The 26,711-nt window shown below is 32.5% G+C and carries 21 protein-coding genes and 1 tRNA gene; 15 read left to right on the top strand and 7 right to left on the bottom strand.

All coding sequences use genetic code 11. The annotated features are described in order from the left end of the window. Positions 1 to 46: 46 nt before the first annotated feature. Together ACKTSU_RS12060 and der are read right to left on the bottom strand one after the other, a co-directional pair. Positions 47 to 2,821, bottom strand: coding sequence for an outer membrane beta-barrel protein (locus ACKTSU_RS12060; RefSeq protein ID WP_408036669.1), 2,775 nt, complete (start codon positions 2,819 to 2,821; stop codon positions 47 to 49). A 78-nt stretch (positions 2,822 to 2,899) separates the two neighbouring features. After that, on the bottom strand, positions 2,900 to 4,207 hold the full coding sequence (gene der / locus ACKTSU_RS12055; RefSeq protein ID WP_038005898.1) for a ribosome biogenesis GTPase Der: 1,308 nt from the start codon (positions 4,205 to 4,207) through the stop codon (positions 2,900 to 2,902). A gap of 106 nt (positions 4,208 to 4,313) precedes the next feature. Here der and ACKTSU_RS12050 point away from each other — a divergent pair, with 106 nt between their 5' ends. After that, positions 4,314 to 4,826, top strand: a complete 513-nt coding sequence (locus tag ACKTSU_RS12050; protein ID WP_408036667.1) for a GTP-binding protein — start codon at positions 4,314 to 4,316, stop codon at positions 4,824 to 4,826. Here the strand turns inward: ACKTSU_RS12050 and era are convergent. Then, positions 4,823 to 5,704, bottom strand: coding sequence for a GTPase Era (gene era, locus ACKTSU_RS12045; protein ID WP_299001427.1), 882 nt, complete (start codon positions 5,702 to 5,704; stop codon positions 4,823 to 4,825). The genes ACKTSU_RS12050 and era overlap by 4 nt on opposite strands. 140 nt (positions 5,705 to 5,844) lie before the next feature. Here era and ACKTSU_RS12040 point away from each other — a divergent pair. The 13 genes from ACKTSU_RS12040 to ACKTSU_RS11980 all read left to right on the top strand — a co-directional run bounded on the left by ACKTSU_RS12040 (position 5,845) and on the right by ACKTSU_RS11980 (position 20,591). After that, a tRNA-Met gene (locus tag ACKTSU_RS12040) sits at positions 5,845 to 5,917 on the top strand. 191 nt (positions 5,918 to 6,108) lie between these two features. Next, positions 6,109 to 7,827 (top strand): hypothetical protein, encoded by a 1,719-nt coding sequence (locus tag ACKTSU_RS12035; RefSeq protein WP_408036665.1) that lies wholly within the window; start codon positions 6,109 to 6,111, stop codon positions 7,825 to 7,827. Between the two features lie 13 nt (positions 7,828 to 7,840). Further along, positions 7,841 to 10,525: a hypothetical protein gene (locus ACKTSU_RS12030; RefSeq protein ID WP_408036663.1), complete on the top strand. Its 2,685-nt coding sequence runs from the start codon at positions 7,841 to 7,843 to the stop codon at positions 10,523 to 10,525. A 12-nt stretch (positions 10,526 to 10,537) separates the two neighbouring features. After that, entirely contained in the window at positions 10,538 to 11,140 is a 603-nt protein-coding gene (locus ACKTSU_RS12025; protein WP_408036661.1) for a hypothetical protein, read from the top strand. Between the two features lie 153 nt (positions 11,141 to 11,293). Then, entirely contained in the window at positions 11,294 to 11,740 is a 447-nt protein-coding gene (locus tag ACKTSU_RS12020; RefSeq protein WP_408036659.1) for a protein-disulfide reductase DsbD domain-containing protein, read from the top strand. A gap of 21 nt (positions 11,741 to 11,761) precedes the next feature. After that, on the top strand, positions 11,762 to 13,753 hold the full coding sequence (locus ACKTSU_RS12015) for a protein-disulfide reductase DsbD family protein (protein WP_408036657.1): 1,992 nt from the start codon (positions 11,762 to 11,764) through the stop codon (positions 13,751 to 13,753). 481 nt (positions 13,754 to 14,234) lie between these two features. Next, complete coding sequence (locus ACKTSU_RS12010) at positions 14,235 to 14,672, top strand: GNAT family N-acetyltransferase (RefSeq protein WP_274633284.1); 438 nt, start codon at positions 14,235 to 14,237, stop codon at positions 14,670 to 14,672. Between the two features lies 1 nt (position 14,673). Next, a complete protein-coding gene (locus tag ACKTSU_RS12005) occupies positions 14,674 to 15,537 on the top strand; it encodes a sigma-70 family RNA polymerase sigma factor (RefSeq protein ID WP_028892352.1) in 864 nt (287 codons plus the stop codon). A 35-nt stretch (positions 15,538 to 15,572) separates the two neighbouring features. After that, positions 15,573 to 15,767 (top strand): 30S ribosomal protein S21, encoded by a 195-nt coding sequence (gene rpsU / locus ACKTSU_RS12000; RefSeq protein ID WP_408036655.1) that lies wholly within the window; start codon positions 15,573 to 15,575, stop codon positions 15,765 to 15,767. Between the two features lie 4 nt (positions 15,768 to 15,771). Next, the gene (locus ACKTSU_RS11995; RefSeq protein ID WP_408036653.1) at positions 15,772 to 17,193 is read left to right on the top strand and encodes a sodium:solute symporter family protein; all 1,422 of its coding nucleotides are present in this window, start codon (positions 15,772 to 15,774) and stop codon (positions 17,191 to 17,193) included. Next, on the top strand, positions 17,193 to 18,332 hold the full coding sequence (locus tag ACKTSU_RS11990; protein WP_408036651.1) for an amidohydrolase: 1,140 nt from the start codon (positions 17,193 to 17,195) through the stop codon (positions 18,330 to 18,332). Before ACKTSU_RS11995 ends, ACKTSU_RS11990 begins: the two co-directional genes overlap by 1 nt. Then, a complete protein-coding gene (gene alr / locus ACKTSU_RS11985; RefSeq protein ID WP_408036649.1) occupies positions 18,329 to 19,483 on the top strand; it encodes an alanine racemase in 1,155 nt (384 codons plus the stop codon). The genes ACKTSU_RS11990 and alr overlap by 4 nt, the downstream gene beginning before the upstream one ends. Position 19,484: 1 nt before the next feature. Continuing rightward, complete coding sequence (locus tag ACKTSU_RS11980; RefSeq protein WP_408036647.1) at positions 19,485 to 20,591, top strand: alanine racemase; 1,107 nt, start codon at positions 19,485 to 19,487, stop codon at positions 20,589 to 20,591. A gap of 55 nt (positions 20,592 to 20,646) precedes the next feature. Here the strand turns inward: ACKTSU_RS11980 and ACKTSU_RS11975 are convergent, their stop codons facing one another. The 4 genes from ACKTSU_RS11975 to ACKTSU_RS11960 all read right to left on the bottom strand — a co-directional run bounded on the left by ACKTSU_RS11975 (position 20,647) and on the right by ACKTSU_RS11960 (position 25,650). Continuing rightward, a complete protein-coding gene (locus ACKTSU_RS11975; protein ID WP_408036645.1) occupies positions 20,647 to 21,894 on the bottom strand; it encodes an NAD(P)/FAD-dependent oxidoreductase in 1,248 nt (415 codons plus the stop codon). A 50-nt stretch (positions 21,895 to 21,944) separates the two neighbouring features. After that, entirely contained in the window at positions 21,945 to 22,952 is a 1,008-nt protein-coding gene (locus tag ACKTSU_RS11970) for a 4-hydroxyproline epimerase (RefSeq protein WP_408036643.1), read from the bottom strand. Positions 22,953 to 23,110: 158 nt separating this feature from the next. Continuing rightward, entirely contained in the window at positions 23,111 to 24,697 is a 1,587-nt protein-coding gene (locus ACKTSU_RS11965; RefSeq protein WP_408036641.1) for an aldehyde dehydrogenase (NADP(+)), read from the bottom strand. A gap of 32 nt (positions 24,698 to 24,729) precedes the next feature. Continuing rightward, the gene (locus ACKTSU_RS11960; RefSeq protein WP_408036639.1) at positions 24,730 to 25,650 is read right to left on the bottom strand and encodes a dihydrodipicolinate synthase family protein; all 921 of its coding nucleotides are present in this window, start codon (positions 25,648 to 25,650) and stop codon (positions 24,730 to 24,732) included. Positions 25,651 to 25,807: 157 nt separating this feature from the next. Here ACKTSU_RS11960 and ACKTSU_RS11955 point away from each other — a divergent pair, with 157 nt between their 5' ends. Further along, entirely contained in the window at positions 25,808 to 26,656 is an 849-nt protein-coding gene (locus ACKTSU_RS11955; protein ID WP_408036637.1) for an AraC family transcriptional regulator, read from the top strand. Positions 26,657 to 26,711: the final 55 nt, after the last annotated feature.

The raw sequence follows: 26,711 nt of genomic DNA, 5'->3' as shown, positions 1-26,711 counted from the left end.
CACTTATCAAGAATAGATAAGTGTTTTGTGAGTTTTTTTAAAAAAATTAAAACCTGAAGTTATAATCTCGAATTTTACCTTTTTTTCCTAGGCTATTAAATTTCCAGCTAAAACCTAACATAAAATATTGTTGTAATACAGTACTTTCAGAATCTTCTATGTAGTTTGAAGTAGCTCTACGTTGTGCATTGGTATTCTGATTTAATAAATCATAAGCTTTTAAACTAATAGTACCTTGATCTTTTAATACAGAGTAGGCTAGGGTAGCGTTCCAAAACCAAGCAGCTTTGTTAAAACCAATTACATTAGGGTTGTATGTATAGCGGATATCGTTTCTCCATTCCAATTTTTTTGGAATGTTTGTTTTGGTTCTGATATCAACAGAATGCCTAGTGAAATTTCTGTTTTGTGTGGTGTTTATATCATATTTCGTGTTTGAAAAATCGATATCGTAACTACCTTCAATTGAAGCGATTTTATCCCATTCTAAAGTAGCTCTAAACACAGGGCTAAGTGAAGTTGTTTTAGCACCTTCTTTTATATCATTTAAAATATTGAAGTTTTTATCCGCTCTAATATGCGCGCCAGCTCTAAGCTGAAGGCTTACAATAGAATCTAATTTTATTTTTTTGCTATAACTACCTCCTCCTACAAAATCATAACCACCGTTTGTGTTTTCATATGTAGTATTTCTAACTAAGTTATCGTCAATAGATGTGTTAGTGATTACTTGGTCATTATATAGACTACCTCTCATGTAAACCCAAAAACCTGTTCGTGCTTGCCAATTAAATTTATTAAAATTGATATAAGCTGTATGGTTTTGAGTAGGTTTTAAATTAGGATTACCTGTAATAATATTGGATGGATTGGTTACGTCAGAAAAAGGTTGTATCTGGTTTATATTAGGTGCGTTATTACTTAAACGATAATCAAAATAAACAGATGCTTTAGAGTCAAATCGATATCTGAAACTAGAGTTAAGGTCCAAGTTGTTGTAGTCTTTTTGTAAACTTAACTCAGGACGTAATTGATCGTTGTTTTCTAATGTTCTGTTTACAAAACCAGTTTCGAAATTAAAACGCCATTTTTTTGTCTTATACACTAACTCTACTGAAGGAGTTTTAGTAATGTCGTTATAAGTAAAGTCAGAACTTAAGTCAGTGTTAAAGTTGCTGTATTGTTGTGTTGCGTCGTCAAAATCAAAGGTATTTTCTTTATTTTCTCGTTCATCACGTTGGTAACGGTATTTTGCGTCTAAAAAGAATTTATTGGCAACTAAAGGGAAACGATATACGAATCGAGTAGTAATTCCCGTTAGGTTGTTTTCAATAGAACTTTTTTGATCTCTAACTTCTGTACTCGGAGAAGCTCCAAAAACTTCAATAGTAGATTTGTTAATCTCTTCTGTATCTGCTTTATCAATTCGGTTGGTAATCGAGGCTTTTATAAAGGAACCTTTGCTTCCCATCTTTTTTGTAATGTCTAACCTGTTTTCAAAGTTGTTAGCTTCAGATGTAGCATAAGCTGTACTTGTGTAGTTATTTGTAAGTGTATTGTTTTCATCTAAAGATTCTTCTTGTCTACGATTACTTCCTTCACGTTTATTAAAAACGAAAGTAGGTCTAATGTTAATCAATAAAGTAGAGTCTATTTCAATGTCAAACTCAGTATCAAAACTATGATTGTGGTTTTCATCATCGGAAGAGGAAACAGAATTTGAGAAATATTTTCTATCAGGTAGTGTGTATTCTCTATTGCTTTTTGATTCGTTATTAGAAGTACTACCAGAATAAAAATAGTTAGCGTTTACATCTAATCCCTTACCAAATTCATCAGCATAGGTTGCTCCTGCAGTTTTAGATTTTATAATTCCGCTTCCACCGCCAAATCGTCTTCCGTTAATACTGAAACCTCCATTTCCTCCAATCCAAATATTACCACCGCCACCAAACATTTTTTGAATTTCTCCAAAACTGAATCCAGGGGAGTTAATATTGTTTGTGCTAGCCAATACACTAAAACGTTGATTGTTGTCAAAACGATTTACCATTGCAGCTCCTTCGTAGCGTTTGTCAGTACCTACTCCTCCAGATACTCTACCAAACCAACCTTTATTGTTTTCTTTTTTAATGGTTAAGTTGATGGTTTTATTGTTGGCGTCTCCATTTTCGCCTGTAAAAGCCTCTGATTTAGATTTTGTATCAGTAATTTGAACTTTTTCAATAATGTCTTTTGTGAGGTTTTTAGTTGTGATACTAGGATCGTTTCCAAAGAAAGGTTTACCGTTAACCAAAATTTTATTTACTTCTTTTCCGTTTACGGTAATTTTTCCATTTTCATCCACTTCTACACCAGGGAGTTTCTTTAATAAGTCTTCAACATTAGCATCTTTTTTCGTTTTAAAAGATTTTACATTAAACTCTAAAGTGTCTTTTTTAACTGTGATAGGAGCCCTAGATTGAATAACAACTTCACTTAAGATATTGCTTTCTTCTTTTAATGAAATGGTTCCTAAATTCAAAGTAGAAGATTTATCAAGTTGAATTTGTTTTGAATAACTGTCCATTCCCACATACGAAATAAACAGTTTTACATTCTTATCGTATGATTTTCCTTCTAAAGAAAATTTTCCTTTATCATTTGTAATTGTGTAGGTAACAATAGCGCTGTCTTTAACTCTTTCAAGATGAACTGTGGCAGCGTCGATAGGTGTTTGTTCTTTTTCGGAGTTTATAGTTCCTGTAATTTTGAACTGGTAAGATTGCGCTAAAATTGAACTAGTCAATAATAACGTAAAAATAAAAAGTAGTTTTTTCATTTTTTATAGCAATTTGATTTTCAATTGGCTACAAATAAAGAGAAAAAACTACTTTCTGAAAGTTAATTTTTGTTAAAATTATTTTTGACGGAAATAGATACTAATAGGTACTCCGTTAAAATTATAGTGTTCGCGTAATTGATTTTCTACATAACGCTTATAAGGATCTCTAATATACTGTGGTAAATTAGCAAAAAAAGCAAACTGTGGTGTATGCGTAGGTAACTGCATACAGTATTTAATTTTGATGAATTTACCTTTGGTTGCTGGAGGTGGGTTGTGTTCCATAATCTCCAACATCGTTTCGTTTAATTTACTTGTTTGAATACGACGTTTTCTGTTTTCAAAAACATCAACAGCAGTTTCAATAGCTTTAAAAATACGTTGTTTAGTTAACGCAGAAATAAAGATGATTGGTACATCGGTAAAAGGTGCAATTGTTTGACGGATTTTAGCTTCAAAATCACGCATGGTATTGGTTTCTTTTTCTACCAAATCCCATTTATTAACTAGAATTACAATTCCTTTACGGTTTTTCTCTGCTAACCAGAATATTTTTTCATCCTGACCTTCAAATCCGCGAGTTGCATCAATAACTAATACCGCAACATCACAATGTTCAACAGCACGAACAGCACGCATTACCGAATAGAACTCTAAGTCTTCTTTTACTTTTGATTTTTTTCTGATTCCAGCTGTATCAACCAAATTGAATTCAAATCCGAAACGATTATACTTTGTATCGATAGAATCTCTTGTAGTTCCTGCAATATTGGTTACAATATTTCTGTCTTCTCCAATTAAAGCATTAATAAATGATGATTTTCCTGCGTTTGGACGTCCAACTACAGCAAAACGAGGTAATTCGTCTTGTTTATCTTCGTTTTCGTCTGGTTCAGGAATTTCTTCAACTATAGCATCTAGTAATTCGCCAGTTCCACTTCCGTTAATAGAAGAAATTGTGTAGTATTCACCTAGTCCAAGATTGTAAAATTCAACAGCATCAGCATCACGCATCGCATTATCAACCTTATTAACCGCCATAAATAACGGTTTTTCAACCTGACGTAAAATTTTAGCAACTTCAGCGTCCATAGGTGTAATTCCTTGCTCAACATCAACTACAAAAACAATAATATCAGCTTCGTCAATAGCTAGCTGAACTTGTTTACGTATTTCTCCTTCAAAAATATCATCAGAACCAATTACATACCCACCAGTATCAATTACAGAAAATTCTTTTCCGTTCCATTCAGATTTTCCATAATGTCTATCTCTAGTAACTCCACTAACAGAATCAACAATAGCTTCACGACGTTTTACTAGTCGGTTAAATAAGGTAGATTTTCCTACGTTAGGTCTTCCTACAATCGCAATAATACTCATTTTGCAAAAAAATTTGTGCAAAGATACAATTTCACAAATGATTTATAATGAATTTTAGATAGTATATAGTTTTTGCTATATTGTTGGCGTTTAATATTTTATTTTAATGGATGATAAATTATACAACCAGATTTTTTTAAAACCTAGATTTCAGTTAGAATACGAGATGAATTCTCAAGTTTTATTGGAAGAAATTAAGAAGCACTTAAACGATGTTTCTAAGTATAAAATGAAGGTTGTAGATAATCATGTGGTGGTTGATGTACCCGATAAAGAGTCGCATTTATGGTCGCCACAACTACATATTGAAATAGAAGAAACTTCTGAAAACACTTCGCATATTAAAGGATTGTTTGGTCCGAAACCTCAAGTTTGGACTTTCTTCATGTTTTTACACTTTTTGGTGGGCACTGCATTTGTAATTTTTGGAATCGTTGCTTATAGCAATTGGTCATTAAAACAAATTAGTATGCTGCCCATAGTAATGTTGGTTGTATTGCCTATTGTTTGGGTAGCTCTTTATTTAGTAGGTAGCCTAGGGAAGTCAACCGGGAAAAAACAAATGGATGAATTAAAAGAGTACACCAAAGAATTGTTACGAACAATTAAAGAGCATTAATCTTTATAACCAAATCGTTTTAATTGACGCTCGTTAGAACGCCAGTTTTTGTTGATTTTTACATGTAAATCTAAAAACACCTTTTTGTCAAAAAACTGTTGAAGATCTTTTCTGGCTTCAGTTCCAACACGTTTAATGGCACTTCCTTTATGCCCGATGATAATTCCTTTTTGAGTTTCGCGTTCTACCATGATAACAGAACGGATTTTTATAATATTATCTTCTTCAACAAAACTTTCAGTTTCTACTTCTACTGAGTAAGGAATTTCTTTTTTATAGTGTTGAAGAATTTTTTCACGAATCTTTTCATTCACAAAAAAGCGTTCAGGTTTATCGGTTAACTGATCTTTTGGATAAAAAGGAGGAGACTCAGGTAAAAGCTCAATGATTTTATAAAAAACGCTTTCTACATTAAAGTTTTCAAGAGCAGAGATAACATACACAAAAGAATTTGGGACTTTCTTTTTCCAATAATCAATTTTAGTTGCAACTTCCTCTTGAGTAGATTTATCAACTTTATTTAATAATAAAATTACAGGAATTTTACTATTGATGATTTTATTGAAAAAAGCCTCATTTTTTAATTCTGTTTCGCCTACTTCTACCATGTAAATAAGTACATCAGCATCTTCAAAAGCAGATTTTACAAAATCCATCATAGACTCTTGTAACTCGTAAGCAGGTTTTATGATTCCAGGAGTATCAGAAAACACAATTTGATAATCTTCACCATTCACAATCCCCAAAATACGATGTCTTGTAGTTTGTGCCTTAGAGGTAATGATTGATAATTTTTCACCAACCAATGCATTCATCAAGGTTGATTTCCCAACATTAGGGTTTCCTATAATATTTACAAATCCTGCTTTATGTGTCATAGGGCAAAGATAAGTTGTTTTGAGTAAGAATAGTTGATTTTTATAAGCTTGTTATTGAGTGGGTTAAAAAATATTTTAAAAATAAATGCTTTTTTATTTGGATAAAACAAACAAAAGGGCGTATCTTTGCAACCGCAAATCGCGGGATAGAGCAGTAGGCAGCTCGTCGGGCTCATAACCCGAAGGTCGCAGGTTCGAGTCCTGCTCCCGCTACTAGCTAAGAGCAATCAGAAATGGTTGCTCTTTTTTTTTACTTCATTCACGGTTATCTGAATTATTCTTACACTTATACCAGATTTTTTTACACACCATGAATTTTAAGAGAGAATTTAGCACATAGTGTATAGTTTTATGTCAAAATGAGCTATAAAAATTGCTATTACTACACTTAAACTAAATATATCATGGATGGAATAAATACACTGGCAGGTTATGATATGGTGTTGACTTTATCTCAAAACACTATTAACTACCAATTTGAGCAATTGCATAAGTTAAATGTTATTCAAAAAAAATGGGGTGTTTTGGCAGGGAACATCGAAAAAAACGGAGCTGAAAAAAGTTTTCATATATCTAATGAAGATGAAAATTTTAAAAAAAAACTTAATGATTGGATAAATATACAAGATGAAATAAGTAAAGCAAAAGCGGCTAATGATTGGAGTAAAGTAGGTGAGTTAATTAACAGAGCAGAAAACGAAAAAATAAATTTCAATTTTGGATGGGATACTAATTTGGCAGCTCCTGTTATTACAATTAAAGAAAAAGAAAGTCATAGTTTACTTCTTGAAATTCGATTTAAAAAAGGGAAGTTATATTATAAAGAAGAGTCAATAGCTCCTGTAAAAATCTACGAATTAAAGGATACAGTTTATGCTTTTAATGTACCAATAGGTCAGTTAGAGGTTAATAAAAAATCGATGGTTTTAAATACAGGAGGCCAAGTAACTAAAATCATAAGAGAGAGTGGATTAACAGAACAAGATTTTACTATTGAAAGTTTGTTTTTAAATTTTGAGAATGCCAATATTTCCATTTTTGATAAGAACAAGAGTACATTTCCTGATAATGCATCAAAAGAATTTTCAAGAGCAGTAGAGGAATATTTTAATCTAATGATAAAGAATAGTGAAAATCCTTATGTGTTAGGGTACGGTGTTCGTCGTAAAAAGATTAAAGCTACTGAAAAGGCAATGTTTCAACCAACTTCCTTAGGTTTTACAACATCATATAGTTCACACTTAAAAAAAGCAGGAATGTTTAGTGGATTGAACTTTTTAATGATGTTAAACGACACAAAATCTCCAACTACACCGACTGCTGGAATCTTACCTCAAAGTATACTAGAGTTAGAAAAAGATATAACCAGTACAACAGATGGTGTTTTTGCTATAAGGAAAGAACACTTTAGCCATTATATAGATTCTTTAGATACTTATGTAGAAGAAGTGTTTAAAAAACTAGAAGGAGTTGAAATAAAACAAAGTTTTACGGACGGTATAATGGAGGCTGAGAGAGATGATAAGAAAGTTGATGATACCATAGTTACAAAATATACTGTTGTTAGACAGGAAATTAGTGGTAATGATGGAGTAAGTGTAAAAATTAGTTATGAAATCTCAATTAATATAGAGGTAAAGGTGCATGCTTGGTTTGTAGAAGTAGGAAAAAAAACATTGTCAACATCTGGACAATATACAAAAGATGCGTTAGATAAGGCAGGTAGAAAAGGGAGGTTAGACTTTATAATTAAAGCAGGAAAAACAGGACGCTTTGATTTGGAACATTTATTTGAAAAACCAATTGTTGCTTTTGACGAAAATCCAGACTTATTTGGAAATGGATTTTTGAAAGATTTGTTAAAAGTACTAACATTAATTGTTGTTTGGGTAGCAGTTGTTATTGAAGGGATTGTAAATCAAATAGCAGTTGATTTAGGGAAAGAAAGTGTAGTAGACAACGATAAGCTTCTCCAGCAATTAAACAGTATCGATGTGTTAAATCAAACGAATAAAATCATATTGCCATTGGGTAATGTTTATACATTCAAGAATTTACGAATAGTTGAAGATAAAGGTATTGTTGCTTACGATATAGGCTATGCACCAGTAGTTCAAAAATAAAAAATTAAAAATTATGAAAACAGATTCACAATTTAGAATTACGAAGGAAGATAATGTTTCAGTTGACTTTTATAGTGAGCTTATGAATAATTATTTCCCAGAGTCTTCTATTGAAGCAGAAGAAGATATTCGATCAATAATGGTAGGGCCAGAACAACCAATGATCTTCTTTTTAACTAAAGAAAAAAAGCTGCAGGCTATTGTAAGAACTGAAGGGGTTACTTCTGGATGGACTAAACTCAATTTATCAAAAAACAAAGTAGTATCTTTTGAAATAGAATATAATGTAGAAGAGAATATTTTTCAAATAGCAAAAGTGGAAGACAACAGAGTTTGGGTGTCTAATAAAATAGATATAGAAACAACTCAATTTCAAACACTCGATAAAAGTATTGACTGGAAAGCGCTAGAAGCTAGTACAAAAGATGAGCGAATTAATAAAGTGTCATTAGGGGTTGAACACGTGCTTTTTGCAACTATATCAAAAGGAACTGATGCAATTTATTACATATCTCGTTTAGATGAAATGAAAGCAGAGCACTATACTTTACCCGAAAACGGTATGAAAATAGTACAGTTTGAATTGGGTAACTTTTTATATAATAAAGGCGTTTTTCTATTATATGATATAGGCAAAGAGCGTTCATTATTGTTTCAGTCGTTTCCTGACGAAACGTATAATAAAACTTCTAAGACTCGCTTTGAATCAGGTGAGTTTATAAACTGTTTTACCTTGCTGGAAGATTTCGAAGGAAACGATATTGTATATGCAGCAGGGAATAAAATTCAAGAATTCGCAACATTAGAAGGAAATGAAGACTTTAAAGTAACAGAACTTCCAGCAGAGTTAGATTCAATAAAAAAAATTAGAGCGGCAGTAAATGGAAATGAACGAAGTGTTTGGGCTTTAGATAAAAAAGGGTTGTATTATCAAACAAATCATTTTTTCGATCAAAATACCCAAAACTTTATTTATGATAAATGGACGTTACCTATTTTAATGGTTGAAGAAGTAGAACAGTTTAGTTGTTTAAAAGGAAAGGATATTCGTAATCAACTATACTCTATTAATACAGCACATGGAAGTGAGTTGGCTTTTTTATGGCAAGACGCCGTAACCACTTTATGGAATGAAGAAAAAATTACAGTAGCAACTGCAGATAGTTTAAAAGAAGTAGAAACATACTCAGCTCACATACGATTTAAGTCAGATACTGTAACAAGAACTTTTGCGGGAACATCGGTAAATGTAAAAGCAGAATCTAATTTGTTTGTATATATAGATAGTAAGAGCTATCACATAGGTCCTAATAAAACAATATCAATACCTTTAGAAATATTGCCAGAGTTTACAATTATTTGTCCGGTGGCAGATATTTCCTCTTCTAGAATTATTCTAAGTGCAGAATTTTTAAAAGAAGATGTAGCGGTAAATTTAAACGGAAAAGTATTAGAACGTTTAGAAAAAAGAATAGTGTCTGGAGACTTAGAAAGTTTAAAAAAACCTAACGGAAGTTCTTTAATACCTGAAGGTGTGGGAAAAGAAGATATAAAGTTAGCAAGTAAAGGAATTCAACAAATGTTTTCAGTTGTTAGAGATATAGAGAATAGGAGAGAGCAAACAAATACTTCATTAAAAGAAACTTTAAGGGAGCAAAATTCAAATGCAGGTTTGGTAAGCACATCGAATGTGTTGTCTCATCACGGAATTACTTTAGGTGATTTTTTTCATGCTTTGTGGGACACAACTAAATCTGCTTTTGATTTTGTAGTAGAAAAAGTAGAAGAAGGAGTGAGATTTGTGATAAAAATAGGAGAACAAGTTTTTAATTGGATTGTAAAAACTTTAAATGAAATAGGTCGTTTTATTCAAAAAATATTCGACACTATTAAAGTGTTTTTTAAAGATTTATTTGAGTTTCTAGCTTTTCTTTTTGATTGGGATGCTATCTTAGAAACTAAAAGAGCATTTAAATCCTTTACAAATAACGCTGTTATTAGTTTAAAAGAAGAAATAGTGCATATTAAAAAGTTTATAGACGACACTTTAGATAAGGAAATAGCAAAATTCTCTCCAGAATTAGTAAATATTCCAAGTAATTTATCGGCTGTAAATCCTTCACAGCCACCAGAAGATAGGTGGGCAGATCCTAGGTCTAATTGGTTAAATTCGAAGAAAGATTTTATAAGAGAGGGAAAAGATAAACCTTTGAGAGAGCAAATACCTACAGAGTTTTCAAGCGTTTTAGAACACTTTTTCTCAGAAGTGCAAAATATTTTGATGCAATCAGGAAAAGGTTTTGCGTTAGAAGTAGATGTGATTTTTAAAGGTTTTGAGAACTTAATAAAAGGAGAAATAACATTTGTAGATTTTTTACATTTATTATTAAACAAGCTAGCAGGCTTGGGGCTTTTTTTAGTAAAACAATTAATAGATGTCATTCTAACTTCTTTAACAGCGTTGTTAGAAGTAGCACAAGTAGGTTTGAATAAAGAATGGGAGATTCCGCTAATATCTGATTTATACAAAACAATTACAAACGGTGACGTTTTAACCTTTCTAGATGTAGTTTGTTTATTTATAGCTATCCCAACAACAATCCTATATAAAATAGGAGAAGGAGAGGCTCCTTTTAAGAATTATAAAACTAAAGAAGCCTTTATAGCTTCAGGAAACACAGTTTTTAAATTAACCTAAATCAATTTAATTATGTCAAATGAAGTAGAAATAGATATAGACGAAACACTAGAAGATGTTTCAAAAGTAGTAGCCTATACAGGGATAGGATTATCTTCATTAGGGATTTTATTTTACCCTATAGAAGAGATAGGTGATGTATCAGAAACCGATTTAGGTTTGTTTTCAACAGTATCTAAAGTAATTACAGGACTAGGTTTAGCAACAAGTGCATGGGGAGTTGTAATGCTTTATAAAAAACATGTAAATATTCCAGATGCAGCAAAATGGATTTTAATTCCAATACTTATTTTAGAGTTAATGCTTTTGGCTTTAATGGTAGCTGTTATGTTAGGAACAGAAAAATTAAAAATAGCAGGAGGTTTTGTAAATAAGTATTTAAAACCAGCAGTTTTTAGTTTAGGAGGAGTTGGGTTAATAATAGGTGCAGCAGTTTTTCCACAGTATTTATTAAAAACCTCATGGATAGGCCTGATAATTCATTATTTGCCTGCAGCACTTGGGTATGCTCCAATTAATAAACACCCACTTTATGTAATTGTAATTTTTATACGTACGGGAGGTTTAATAACAGCCACAACTGGAGGTTTGATTGAAGAGATGAATGAAGAATGATAAAATACAAAAAGGAGTAAAACAGAAAGTAGGGCTCAGGGATGAATTCATCTCTGAGCTTTTTCATATGTTAAACTTTTTTTAATCTTTTGTGTTTTAGTAAATAAAGACATTACATTTACCGATCAAACATAATACAACTAATTAAAACCAATGAAAAAAACACTTTTTATCTTGTTGTTGGCCATCGGTAGTATTTCTTACGCACAGGTACATGATCCTGTAAAATGGAGTACTTCAGTAAAAAAGATTTCCGATAAAGAAGCAGAATTAATTGCCGTTGCTACGATTCAAAAAGATTGGCACTTGTATTCGCAAGAAATTCCAAAAGGCGGACCAATTCCTACCTTATTTACTTTTGAGGGAGATTCTCGTTACTTAAAAAAAGGAAACACAACAGAACCAGAAGGACATGTAATTGACGACCCTATTTTTGAAATGAAAATTAAATACTTTGATACCAAAGCTGTTTTTACTCAAAAAATTCGTTTAAAAACTGCAGAAAAGTTCACGGTTAAAGGAGCTGTTGAATATATGGTTTGTACAGGTGAAAACTGCTTACCTCCTAAAGAAGTAGAATTAGTTTTCAACGTAAATTAATCCTCTTACCCCATTAACATGATGAAAAAAATACTAGCATTTTTGCTTTGTTTTACTGTTGGATTTTCGGCTCTTGGTCAAATCCACGATCCAATTCAATGGAAAACAAGTGTCGAAAAGGTTTCAGAAACAACGTATAATTTAGTAAGTACGGCAACGATTGAGGGCGAATGGCATTTGTATGCACAAGAAGTTCCGAAAGGCGGTCCAATTCCAACGACCTTTACCTATGATGATGAGGGAGGAAAAATTAAAATTGTAGGAAACACTTCAGAACCTGAAGGAAAAATTAAGTTTACAACACTTTTTGGTGAAGAAGGAATGAATATAAAATCCTTTGCTAAAAAAGCAGTTTTTAAACAAGAAATAGAACTGGTAGATACTAGCGTAAGTCAAATTAACGCGTTTGTTGAGTTTATTGCTTGTACTGATGAAATGTGTTTGCCTCCAAAAGAAGTAGACTTAGCTTTCGATTTAACGAAAGCTACCGCAGTAACAGCTTCTGCTGATACAGCAAAAGAAGCAAAAACAACAGGCGAAGTAGCTTCAAAAGAAACGAAAAAAGAAGAAAAGAAAGGTCTTTTAGGAATTTTCTTCATCGCCTTTTTATCAGGATTTGCAGCACTATTAACTCCATGTGTATTCCCAATGATACCAATGACGGTAAGCTTTTTTACCAAACAAAGTAAAAGCAAATCACAAGGGATTCGAAATGCGATTATCTACGGATTATCAATTATCGGAATCTACGTATTATTAGGATCGGTAGTAACTGCAGTATTTGGAGCAGATGCATTAAATGCATTATCAACCAATGTATGGTTTAACCTAGTGTTTTTCTTAATCTTGGTAATTTTTGCAGTATCGTTCTTAGGAGCTTTTGAAATTACTTTACCAAGTTCATGGGCAACCAAAGTAGACTCACAAGCAGACAGAGGAGGTTTAATAGGAATCTTCTTTATGGCATTAGCCTTAGCAATTGTATCGTTTTCATGTACAGGGCCTATTGTAGGAACTTTACTGGTAGAAGCAGCCTCAAAAGGAGGAATTGCTCCTATTGTAGGAATGTTAGGATTCTCATCAGCAATTGCATTGCCATTTGCGTTGTTTGCAGCTTTCCCAGGATGGTTAAACTCATTACCTAAATCAGGAGGTTGGTTAAATACTGTGAAAGTAGTTTTAGGATTCTTAGAATTAGCTTTAGCATTTAAATTTTTATCGAATGCTGATTTAGTATTGCAATTACATTTATTAGAAAGAGAAGTGTTTATCGCTATTTGGATAGCTATTTTCGGAGCATTGGCTTTTTATCTCTTCGGAAAAATACAATTACCACACGATAGTCCAATTAGTCATATTTCTGTAGGAAGATTAAGTTTAGGATTGATTGTTTTATCCTTTACTATTTATATGATTCCAGGACTCTGGGGGGCACCACTAAACTTAATTAGTGCTTTCCCACCACCACAACATTATAGCGAATCACCTTATGGAGTAGGATTTACAAAAAAGGGAACAGCGAGTGTTCAACAAGACAATCACGAAGCTTTACCAGAAGGAGCGCATTTAATGCCTCCACACGATATCATATCATTTCATGATTATGACAAAGGGTTAGCTTATGCAAAAAAAGTAGGCAAACCGGTTATGTTAGATTTTACAGGACACGCTTGTGTAAACTGTAGAAAAATGGAACAAAACGTATGGGTAAAACCAAAGGTGTTAGACGTTCTTAAAAACAAGGTAGTGTTAATTTCTTTGTATGTAGATGACAAGCGCCCGTTAAAGGATGATGAAGTCGTAGAATCGAAATTGAATCCAGGAAAGAAATTAAAGTACATCGGACAAAAGTGGAGTGAGCTACAAACCATTAAGTACAAAGCCAACTCACAACCGTTTTATGTATTGATGAATCACGATGAATCAAACATATCAGATCCTGTAGGATACATGCCAGATGCAGATGAATATTTCAACTGGCTTGAAGAAGGGATTACCAACTTCAAAAAATAATACAACTCAAAAGCACCTTATTTTTTTAAGGTGCTTTTTTCTTTTAAAGAAAATTTATTGAATGTAAAAAGCTCTTTTCTAGGCTCATTTTGAAATTAACCTTATAATTCTTACCTTTGTACGATATGGTAGATACTACACACGAGAAAAAAAATCAACGAGTTTTTACATTCAACTTCCTTGTGTTCCGAAACCAGTCGGACAAGTTTATTCCACCAGGATTCTAATTTATTGCTTTTCTAAAAGGAAAAGATTTCAAACGTATTTACATTATTTTAAGTTCTATTTAAATTGATAGTACTGTAAAATATTCGGTTCTTACGAGTAGCTTTTTTGACATATTCGTACACTTTTCGCAAAAGTATATACTGCGCTAATAAATAATAAACCCCAAATAGGTAACACAATGCTTAAAAACTTCAATAAATAGTGCTGAAGTTATTTGTTGTTTAATCTAATACCTATTTATAAAAATCAAATTATGACAGTACACACTTACGATGCCTTCAATCGTATTACTCCTCTTGAAATGGAAAGAGTAACTAATTTTTTATATACACATCTTGAAAACTATGGAGATGAAAAAACAGCCATTCGCAAAGCGATTGATTATGCGGCTAAAGAAAGAACAGGATTAGGAGGTTATGTGTTTACCATAGAAGATAAGAATGAAATTGTAGGAGCGGTAGTGATAAATAAAACAGGAATGGATGAATATATACCTGAAAATATCTTGGTTTATATCGCTACTCATAAAGATTACAGAGGAAAAGGAATCGGTAAAAAGATAATGCAGCATGCTATCGATAATTGTAAGGGAGATATTGCTTTACACGTAGAAAAAGATAATCCAGCCAAGTTTTTATATGAGAAGCTTGGGTTTACGACTCCGTATTTAGAAATGAGACTAAAACGATAATATGAGACAGTTAAAAATAACAAAACAAGTTACCAATAGAGAATCAAAATCTATTGAAAAATACTTACAAGAGATAGGGAAAATTGACTTGATTACTGCTGATGAAGAAGTTGAATTAGCTCAAAGAATCAAGACAGGAGACCAAAGAGCCTTGGAAACATTGGTAAATGCAAATTTACGATTCGTTGTTTCGGTAGCTAAACAGTACCAAAATCAAGGTTTACGTCTTTCTGACTTGATTAACGAAGGAAATATAGGTTTGGTAAAAGCAGCAAGACGTTTTGATGAAACTCGTGGGTTTAAGTTCATCTCCTATGCAGTTTGGTGGATACGTCAATCAATATTACAAGCATTGGCAGAACAATCACGTGTGGTAAGATTACCACTTAATAAGATTGGAAGCATTAGTAAAATAAACAAAGCCGTATCTAAATTAGAACAAAGTAATGAGCGTATGCCAACGCCTGAAGAAATTGCTAAGGTATTAGATATGACTGTTTCTGATGTGAAACAATCTATGAAAAATTCAGGACGACATATTTCTATGGATGCTCCTTTGAAAGAAGGAGAAACTTCCAATTTATATGATGTAATACGAGCTTCAGAAGCTCCTAAGCCAGATAAAGAGCTAATGCAAGAGTCATTGCAATTAGAGATTAGCAGAAGCTTAGAAACACTATCTCCAAGAGAATCTGACATCATAAAATTATTTTATGGATTAGAGAATTATAGGCCTATGAGTTTGACCGAAATAGGAGAAACATTTGATTTAACAAGAGAACGCGTACGTCAAATTAAAGAGAAAGGAATCAGAAGGTTAAAGCAAAGATCAAGAACTAAAGTATTACAAACATACTTGGGTTAATGAATCAAAGTACTAATTAAAAATATACAATATATATGTTAATAATACCAGCAAAAGAAGGTGAGAATATTGATAGAGGCATTAAAAGATATAAAAGAAAATACAGAAACACAAAGGTATTGCAAGAAATAAGAGAAAGAAAAGAATACACAAAACCATCAGCAAGTAAAAGAGAACAGTTAAAGAAAGCTCAATACAAAGAACGGTTTTTGCTAGAACAAGAAAAATAATTTTATGGATATACATTTTATTGATCTAATCATATTTATTACCTATTTAATTTTTATGCTTGGAGTAGGAGTATACTTCATGAATAAAAACAAATCAAAAGACGATTACTATGTAGGAGGAAGAAACATGTCTGCAAGCCATATTGGGTTGTCTGTTGTAGCAACTGATGTTGGTGGAGGTTTTTCTATCGGGTTAGGAGGTCTTGGTTTTTTAATGGGACTCTCTGGTAGTTGGATGCTTTTTACAGGATTGTTAGGTGCTTGGATAAGTGCCGTTTTTTTAATCCCAAAAGTATACCCGATAGCGAAAAAACATCACTTTTTAACGTTTCCGCAATCGTTAGCGCACCATTATAATGTAAAAGTAGCTTTAATTGCAGGAATCATTTCGCTTATAGGGTATATAGGTTTTACAAGCTCACAAATATTAGCAGGAGCAAAATTAGCATCAGCTACCTTTCCGTCAATCTCTATAACCGATGCAGTTTTAATCATGGGAGTTATAGCGGTAGTGTATACTGTTATTGGTGGAATTAAAGCAGTAATTTATACTGATACCATTCAATGGATAATTTTAATGGTAGGATTGATTGGTATAGGAATTCCAATTGGTTTTATCGAAATTGGGGGTTGGACAGCTATCAAAGAAACTTTACCGGCAAGCTTTTTATCCTTATCAAACATAACATTTATTGATATGTTTAACTGGGTTATTACCATTGTACCCATTTGGTTTGTAGGAATGACCTTGTACCAACGAATTTATGCTTGTAAAGACGAAAAAACAGCCAAAAAAGCATGGAAAATAGCTGGGTTATTTGAATATCCAATTATGGCTTTTATGGGAGTAGCTTTAGGATTATTTTCTAGAGTTGCTTTTGAACAAGGAATGTTTTCGTCAATAGGATATGCGCCAGGTACAGAAATGGATGCAGAATTGGGATTGCCATTGCTATTAAGAAGTATTTTACCAATAGGGTTAATGGGGTTGATGATGTCAGCTTATTTTTCAGCAATTATGTCAACTGCAGATAGTTGTTTAATGGCGGCTTCAGGAAATTTAACAACGGATATTTTTGGGTATTTTAAGAAAAGTATCAGCATAAAAAAATCGCAAATTATTACATTTATAATTGGAGGCGTAGCTATACTGTTAGCAACAATGATGCAAAATGTATTAGAGTTGATGCTGTATTCATATGCCTTTATGGTATCTGGTTTGTTAGTACCTGTTTTAGGAACATTAATCTTAAAAAAGCCATCATCAACAGCTGCTTTTTATGCGATGATTTCGGGTGGACTTACTACTTTAATATTAATTATCTTAGAGGTGAAATTGCCATTCGGTTTAGATGCTAATTTCTTCGGAATTACATTGTCAGCTTTGGTATTCTCTATAATTCAATTTACTAGAAAAGAAAAGTAGTGGAAGCCTTACAAAAGAGTTTAGAAAAAGTTAGAAAAGAGTTACATCAATATCCAGAAATCTCTGGAGAAGAATATGAAACTCAAAAAAAGATAAAGGCATTTTTAACCAAAAATGCTTCATGCACAATTGTTGAAGTTGCTGAAACAGGATTAGTAGCTGTTTTTGAAGGAAAAGAAAAGGGGAAAACCATCATGTTACGTACTGATATTGATGCGTTACCTATTCAAGAAGTAAATACGTTTCAACATCAATCACAAAACAAAGGAATTTCTCACAAGTGTGGGCATGATGGACATACAACTATACTACTTGGTGTAGCAAATATGTTAACAAATCACCCAGTTGAGAAGGGAAAAGTATTGCTGCTTTTTCAACCTTCAGAGGAAAATGGAAAAGGAGCAGAAATGGTCTTAAATGACCCTTTTTTCAAAAATATAAACATAGATTTTGTTTTTGCCTTACATAATTTACCAGGTTTTACAAAAAATGAGATAGTGGTAAAAAGTGAAACTTTTACAAGTAATGTAAAAAGTGTAGCAATTCAATTTAATGGGAAAACAGCGCATGCTGCGGAACCCGAAAAAGGACAAAATCCTGCCAATGCGATTGCTACAATCTTAACCTTTGCTGAAAAAGAAAGTAAAAATGTGCCAAAATCGTCCGATTTTATTTTGATAACTCCTGTTTATGTAACTATGGGTGAAAAAGCCTATGGAATTTCAGCAGGGTATGGAGAAGTTCATTTTACGTTAAGAAGTTGGGACACGAAGCTAATTGAAGAAAAGAAAGAGAAGCTAGAGCAACTTCTAAATCAATTAGAATTAGAACATTCATTAAAAATTAAAATTTCTTGGTTTGAAGAGTTTTACTCAAATATAAATAATAAAGAAGCTGTTTCAATCATAAAAAAATCAGCAGAGAAGCAAAAGTTATCAATAAATGAAATTAAAACTCCGTTTAAATGGGGGGAAGATTTCGGGTTGTTTACTCAAAAATATAAAGGAGCCATGTTTGGATTAGGAGCAGGAAAAGACACACCAGCATTGCACAATCCAGATTATGATTTTCCAGACGATATAACTATGACAGGAGTTCAATTATTTTATAGCATAGCAAAGGAGGTATTAGACTCATGACACACACATCTTTTATAGAAATTTCCGAATCGGCAATTAAAAATAACATTGATTTTATTAAAAATCACCTAGGTAACGAAGTCACATTTTCTTCTGTAGTAAAAGGAAATGCCTACGGTCACGGAATTAGAATGTATTGCACTTTAGCATATAAATATGGAGTTCGACATTTTAGCGTCTCTGATGCTAATGAAGCTTATGAGGTAAAGAAAACATTGCCTCAAAAGGACGTAACCATAATGATTATGGGAATGATTCACAATAGTCAAATAGAATGGGCTGTTGAAAATAATATTGAGTTTTATGTTTTTGAAATAGATAGGTTACAAGTCGCTGTTGAAGCAGCAAGAAAACTTAAAATTCCAGCGAAAATTCATATAGAAATAGAAACAGGAATGAACCGTACAGGGTTTGTTTTAAAAGATATTGCTAAGGTTCTTACATATGTTCAAGAAAATTTAGAGTACCTTGTTGTAAAAGGGATTTGTTCTCATTTAGCCGGAGCAGAAAGTATTTCAAACTACAAAAGAATTACCGATCAACAAAAGAAGTTTAGAAAGGCGATAAACAAAATAAATCAGCATGAACTTTTAACTCCTGATTTTCATTTGGCAAGTTCTGCTGCGAGTATTCGGTATCCAAAAACTAGATTTGACTTGGTGAGAATAGGGATTTTACAGTTTGGTTTTTTCCCTACAAAAGAAATTCTAGTCCATTATTTAAATAAACATAGAATTTTTGAATCACCTCTACAGAGGGTTATCTCGTGGAAAACACAAGTAATGGATGTTAAAACCATAAAATCAGGTCAATTTGTAGGTTACGGAACCTCATTTTTTACCAACCATGAAATAAAAATAGCAATTGTACCAGTAGGATATTCATCAGGATATAGCAGATCGTTAAGTAACAGGGGAAAAGTTTTAATTAGAGGAAAAAGGCACAATATTATTGGAACTGTTAATATGAATATGATGGCAGTTGATGTAACTTATGCAGATAATGTTGAGAAAGGAGACGAAGTTGTGTTAATAGGAGATCAAGGAGATAGAGAAATTACAGTATCGTCATTTAACGATTACATACAGATAATCAATTACGAGTTACTAACTAAATTACCAGATAATTTACCAAGAATTATAACAAAATAATATGGCAGAATTAATAATACATTCTGAAAGAATAAAACAGAATATAAAAGATTTAAGCGACTTTTTTAAGTCAAATAATATAGAGTGGAGTTTAGTTACAAAGGTGTTTTCAGGAGACAAAACGTTTTTGAAAACGATCTTAACTAAAGATGTAATTAAGAACATAAACTCAGTAGGAGATTCAAGGTTGACAAGTTTACGAAACTTACGAGCTGTAAATCCAGATTTAAGAACCATTTATATAAAACCTCCTGCAGAAGTTTATGCAGATGAAGTAGTAGAATATGCAGATATTTCTTTGAACAGTTCATTGTCTACTATAGAAGCCTTAAATCAGGCCGCTAAAAAGCAAAATAAAGTTCATCAAATCATTATTATGATTGAATTAGGTGAGCTAAGAGAAGGTGTTAGAAGAGACGATATTATAGACTTTTATGAAAAGGTATTCAATCTATCGAATATTGATGTGATTGGTATTGGTTCAAACCTTGGATGTATGTATGGTGTTGAACCTACGTATGATAAATTGCTCCAGTTATCATTATATAAAGAACTAATTTCGGCAAAATTCAATAAAGAATTAAAATATGTTTCAGGAGGAACGTCTATCACTTTACCCTTAATAGAAAATAAGGTTGTTCCTAAAGAAATTAATCACTTTAGAATTGGGGAGGCAGCATTCTTTGGATTGAGTCCGTTGGAAAATAAGCAGTTTGAAAACTTACACACCGAAACATTCGAGTTTTATGCTAATATTATTGAGTTAAAAGAAAAAAAACTAGTGCCAGACGGTATTATTAACGATGCGAATATTGGACATACGACTGATTATGATGAGAATAATGTACAAGAAACATCGTATAAAGCAATTTTAGATGTTGGTTTGTTGGATGTAGATAAAGATGATATTGAAGCAGAAGATAAAGACATTTCTTTTGTTGGTATTACTTCTGATATGTTAGTAATTGATGTTGGAACTAATAAAGATAAATCAGGAAACGTAAAATATAAGGTAGGTGATAAAATTAAGTTTAAGCCTAGTTATATGGGAGTTGCGAGATTGTTAATCTCAAAATTTATAGATAAAGTTTATAAAAATGACATGTAAATGTCTGCTATTTTGTTGTTTTAAAAACTCAAGAGTTCGTAGCTCTTGAGTTTTTTTATGAAAAACGTTCAACATGAAAAGGAGTGAGATTCACACTTGTTTTTTTATGTGAAATAATTTCAGAAACTAATTTGCCTGTTGCAGGTCCTAAGCTCCATCCCATCATAGCATGACCAGCTGCTATTGTTACATTTTTAATTTTTGAAAGCCTACCAATGTATGGCAAACCATCAGGAGAACAAGGACGTAAACCGCTTTCAACATCCTTTCTTTCTTGTTGATTAATTTGTAGTCCGTTATAATAACTCTCAGCAGCATTCGCAATAGTATGAACTCTTTTAGAATTGATTTGATTGTTGATTCCAGCAATTTCCATAGTACCACCAAAACGCGTAAAACCATTCATAGGCGTTACAGCAACTTTAGCTTCTGTTAAAATTGCAGGAATATGAATACCCGTTTCTCTTTTTACATTAATTCGATAGCCTTTTCCTGCTTGTACAGGAATGGTTATCCCTAGTTTTTTAGCTAGTTTTTGAGTCCATGATCCTGTTGTAAGTACAAACTCATCAGCGGTAATGGTATTGTTTTTTGTGTTGATTGATTTTATTTCTCCTTCTGAAATTTGAAAATCTATGACTTCTTCGTTAGCTAAGAAAGTCACACCATTGTCCTCTAAATGAGATTTCATTTTTAGCATAAATTCATTCGGAGTCATATGTGCATCAGAATGATAATATACAGCGCCTTTAATGTTCAAGTCTACATTAGGTTCTAGTTTTTGAGTTTCTTCCTTTGTAAGATGTTCAACTTTTAATCCTTCTCTTATAGCAAGTTCCCCTACATTCCATTCTTCTTCACCCATTTTATCGGTTTTATAATACATCATTAACCCTTTGTGTTGGTAATGAAAATCGAAATCTTTTGAAGCCTTTAGTTCTTCATACAAATCTCTACTAAACAAATTGATGTTTTTAATAACAGGAATAGAGGTGGCTACTTTTTTAGGTGTTGCTGATTTTTTAAATAACCATGTCCACTGAAAAAAATCGTAGTCTAAACGAGGTTTGATTGAAAAAGGACTGGTTGAACTCAATATCCATTTAATACCTTTATTAATCATTCCTGGAGCTGCTAAAGAAATAATATGACTAGGAGTAATAATCCCAGCATTCACATATGATGCACCTGATGAAAAATCAGATTTATCTATAACAGTAACTTTGTACCCTTCTTTGTGTAAATAATATGCGGAACATAAACCGATGATTCCTCCGCCAATAATAACAACTTCTTTATTCATAAAAGATTTCTCGACTGCGCTCGAGATGACATATCGTTGCTTATAAATTATTAAATTACTTGAAAACCATGTGCGTATGGATCATCTTCATCATCAATAACAATGTTATTATATCCATACACTTTTGCCCATCCTTGAATACTTGGAATAATAGCTTGTTTACCATCTAAGGTAGTTTCTTTTTCAACACGACCTATAAACTTACTTCCAATAAAACTTTCGTGAATAAATTCTTCACCAAGTTTTAATTTTCCTTTAGCATATAGTTGCGCTAAACGAGCTGAGGTTCCTGTACCACATGGGCTTCTGTCAATAGCTTTATCACCATAAAAAACAGCATTTCTACCTGATGATGTTGGATCAATAGGATTACCTGTCCACAGCATATGCGTTACATCTCTGATAGTATCATTTTCAGGATGAATAAACATATTGGGGTATTTTTCATTGATTCGATCTCGTACAACTTGAGAGTATTGTGCAATTTTAGAAGCAGTGAAGTTATGTACTCCAGAGAAGTTTTTTTGAGGATCTACAATTGCATAATAGTTTCCTCCATAAGAAACATCAAAAGTGATTTCTCCTAGTTCAGGGCAATCCACAGTTAAACCTTCTGCAGCTAAATAGCTTTTTACATTGGTTAAACGAACCCAATCTATCTTTTTACCAGTTTGTTGGTATTCAATTTCAACCAAACCAGCGGGAGCTTCCATTTTAATTTTCCCAGGAACGTTAGGAGTAATTAATCCTTCCTCAATAGCAATAGTTATGGTTCCAATAGTTCCATGACCACACATGGGTAAACATCCAGAAGTTTCAATAAATAAAATAGCAAAATCATTTTCGGGATTATGAGGAGGGAATAAGATTGAACCACTCATCATATCATGTCCGCGAGGTTCAAACATTAAACCTTTTCGAATCCAATCGTATTCTTTTAAAAAATGCTGACGTTTTTCGCTCATATTGGCTCCAATTAAGTTAGGGCCACCACCTGCAACAACTCTTACAGGATTTCCACAAGTATGTGCATCTACGCAAAAAAAAGTTTTTCTCATGCTAAATTGAATCGCCAGCTTGTATTCTTTCGTAGAAAAAACCCTTCAAATTTTTCTATTTTAGGAAACACAAAGCTGGCTTTTTTTCAACTTCTTTAGCCAGTTCAAAAGTAAGTTTTTGAGTTCTGATATTTTCTAAAGAAATTATTAAAATTTTATTATATCACTTGTTCTTTTGTAAGTGTACCGTTAACAGAACGTAAAATTTGTATAGGGTTCTCGTTCTTTAATTCATCTGGTAATAAATTGTTGGGCCAATCTTGATAACTAAATGGTCGCACCCAACGTTTGATAGAGTTCACTCCAACAGCAGTAAATCGACTGTCTGTTGATGCAGGATAAGGGCCTCCATGAACCATTGACGGGCAAACTTCTACTCCAGTAGGAACACCGTTAAAAATAATTCTTCCAACCCTGTTTTGTAAAGCAGCAATTATAGTTGGATAGTTTGCTACTTCATTATCATCAGAAATAACAGTTCCAGTAAGTTGTCCTTCTAAATTTGAAATTATTTCTTCTAACTGTTTTTCGTCTTCACATTGAACTATCATAGAATATGGACCAAATACTTCTTGGTGTAAAGTTGGATTATCTAAAAATGTTTTCCCTTCAACTGTTGTGACTACTTGTGAAGCATAGTTAGGTTGTGTGTTTTCTTTATAATTAGCAATTACAGCTAAGCCTTCTTGAGCAATAGCTTTAGTTTTGTTATTCTCATATGCTCCAACAATGTTAGGATGTAGCATACAAGTTGGATTGATTTCCACAATTTTTTTAGCTAAAGAGCTAATAAAACTATCCAAAGCATAACTTTTTATTCCTAAAATTAACCCAGGATTTGTACAAAATTGCCCCGTACCCAACGTAATAGAGTTAGCGTAAGTTGTTGCTAAGTTTTCTGCTCTATTTTGTAATGCTTTTGGAAGCATAATAACTGGGTTAATACTTCCCATTTCAGCAAACACAGGAATTGGCTCTTCACGTTTTGCAGCTAAATCTAACAGAGCTCTACCACCACGAATACTACCTGTAAAGCCAACAGCTTTTACTTTTGGGTGAGCGACTAATTGCTGTCCTACTTCAATACCACTAGAGTTTATGTTAGAAAAAACACCATTGGGCATTTCTGTTTTTTCTGCGGCTTTAATAATAGCCGAAGCTATAAGTTCACCTGTACCTGCATGCATTGGGTGTGACTTAACTATTACAGGACAACCAGCAGCTAATGCAGCTGCGGTATCTCCACCTGCTGTAGAATAGGCAAGAGGGAAATTACTTGCACCAAACACAACCACAGGCCCCAAGGGAATGTTCATTTTGCGTAAATCTGATTTAGGACTTGGTTCTCTATCAGGAATTGCAGTATCAATAGTAGCCTCTATCCATGAGCCTTCTTCAACTAAATCAGCAAAAGAACGTAATTGAAATACAGTTCTTCCTCGCTCTCCTTTTGCACGTCCTTCTGGTAATCCTGATTCTGAACAATAAGTTTGTATCAATTCATTGTCTAAGGCTAAAATTTCATCAGCAATAGCATTTAAAAATTCAGCTTTTCTTTTACCAGAAAGAGTTCTATACTCTTTAAATGCCTTTGAAGCTAAATCGACCGCATTATTAATTTCTTCTTGAGTTGCTTCGGTAAAAATATGTTCATTTTCCTGATTTGATTCAGGGTTAAATGTTTTATACGTTTTATTTCCTGATGCAACTAATTGACTTCCTATGTAGTTCTTTCCTGTAATCATATTAGATAAATTAATGAGTAAATGATGAAGATTTAAATAGCTAACGATTTATAATCAGGTAATGTTGGTCTGTTTTTTAAACCTGTTTCTATTACGCTTAAAACGTGTTTACGCTCTTCACCAATTAAAGGTAGCCTTGGTGCTCGTACATTTTCAGTACCTATACCTGTAGCTACTTCTGCTAGTTTAATGTTTTGTACTAATTTAGGGTTTATATCTAATTCTAACAACGGTAAAAACCAGCGATAAATTTCTAAAGCTTCTTGTATGCGTCCTGCTTTTTGTAATTCGTAAATAGCAACAGTTTCTTTAGGAAAAGCACAAACTAAACCAGCAATCCATCCATCAGCTCCCATTAATAGGCTTTCTAAAGCTAAAGTGTCAACACCTGTCATTATTTTTAAACGATTTCCAAAACGGTTTTTAATTCTTGTTACGTTAGAAATATCTCGGGTAGATTCTTTTACAGCTTCAATATTATCACATTTTAATAATTCTTCAAACATATCTAGTGTAACTTCAATTTTATAGTCAACAGGATTGTTATACACCATAATTGGAAGTGATGTGTTTTTTGCTACTGCTTTGAAATATTCAACAGTTTCTCTATCACCAGATTTATACCGCATAGGAGGGAGCATCATTAACCCCTTGGCTCCGCCTTCTTCAGCCTTTTGGGCGGCTTCAATAGCTCCTTTAGTTGTTTGTTCTGCTATGTTTATTAATACAGGAACATGGTTGTTAACTAACTGAACCGTAGTTCTTGTTAGTGTTCTTTTTTCATCATCAGATAATGTACTAGCTTCTCCTAAAGTACCACCTAATACTATTCCATGTACACCAGCATTAAGTTGTGCTTTTATGTTCACTTCAAACATCTTTAAGTCTAAAGTATCATCATTTGTAAACTTTGTAGTTACTGCTGGCATTACACCCTTCCAATTTATACTCATTGTAATATTGTTTTTTTATTGCAAAGTTATAAGTAGAAAGAAGTGTCTTTTAACTTCAAATTATCTTATAATGATACTATATTAACCATTATAGTGGTTTAATTGTGTTAATTTAATAGTATTTGCATATTTTTAATGGTGAATAAGAAAATTATTAATGAAAGTTTTACCATTTAAAATACCCAAAACTCATAACATTGGATTAATTTATCAGGAAGATCATGAGCAATATTTTTATGATAAATTACATCAGCATGAAGAAATACAATTGTGTGTTATAGTTAAAGGAGAAGGGACTTTAATTGTAGGTGATACTATTAATAAATATGTGTCTGGAGATGTTTTAGTGATGGGAAGTAATTTACCACATGTTTTTAAAAGTGATGCTTCAAAAATAGAAGAGTCTTTTATGATTTCATTGTTTTTTACGAAAGATTCTTTTGGAAAGGATTTTTTTCAGTTAGATGATTTTATAGAGTTAATTCCTTTTTTTGAAAAATCGGTAACAGGATTTAAGCTTTTGACACACAAGGAAGAAGTAATCAATTTATTTTTGAGCCTACAAAAGGCTACCAATCTTGAACGTTTTATAGGTTTACTTCAAATTTTAAAAATAATTATTGATGCTGAAACCAAAGACTTAGCAAGCTTTATTTATCCTAAAAAATATACTGATAATGAAGGGAAACGCATGCGAGATATTATGGATTTTACCATAAATCATTTTAATAAAAATATCGATTTATACGAAATCTCTGAAAAAGCTAATATGACTCCTAATGCATTTTGTCGATATTTTAAGCAACGGACAAACAAAACCTATTTTACTTTTCTAAATGAATTGCGTATTGAAAATGCGTGTAAGTTATTAATATCTGAAAATAAATTAGCTATAAGTGAAATAGCTTACCAATGTGGATTTAATAATTTGTCCAACTTTAATAGAAAGTTTAAAGAAATAAAGACAATAAGCCCATCAAAATACAGAAAAACTTCGGGTTTTTAGTAGTTAGTTTGTTGTATATCATAGTAAGAAAACAAAATTTCATCAAATTTTAAAA

It is taken from the genome of Tenacibaculum aestuarii (genome assembly GCF_964510395.1).
In the GTDB taxonomy this organism is placed as follows: domain Bacteria; phylum Bacteroidota; class Bacteroidia; order Flavobacteriales; family Flavobacteriaceae; genus Polaribacter; species Polaribacter aestuarii.
The sequence above is the reverse complement of the archived record's forward strand: the minus strand, read 5'-3'. Positions and strand labels throughout refer to the sequence as shown.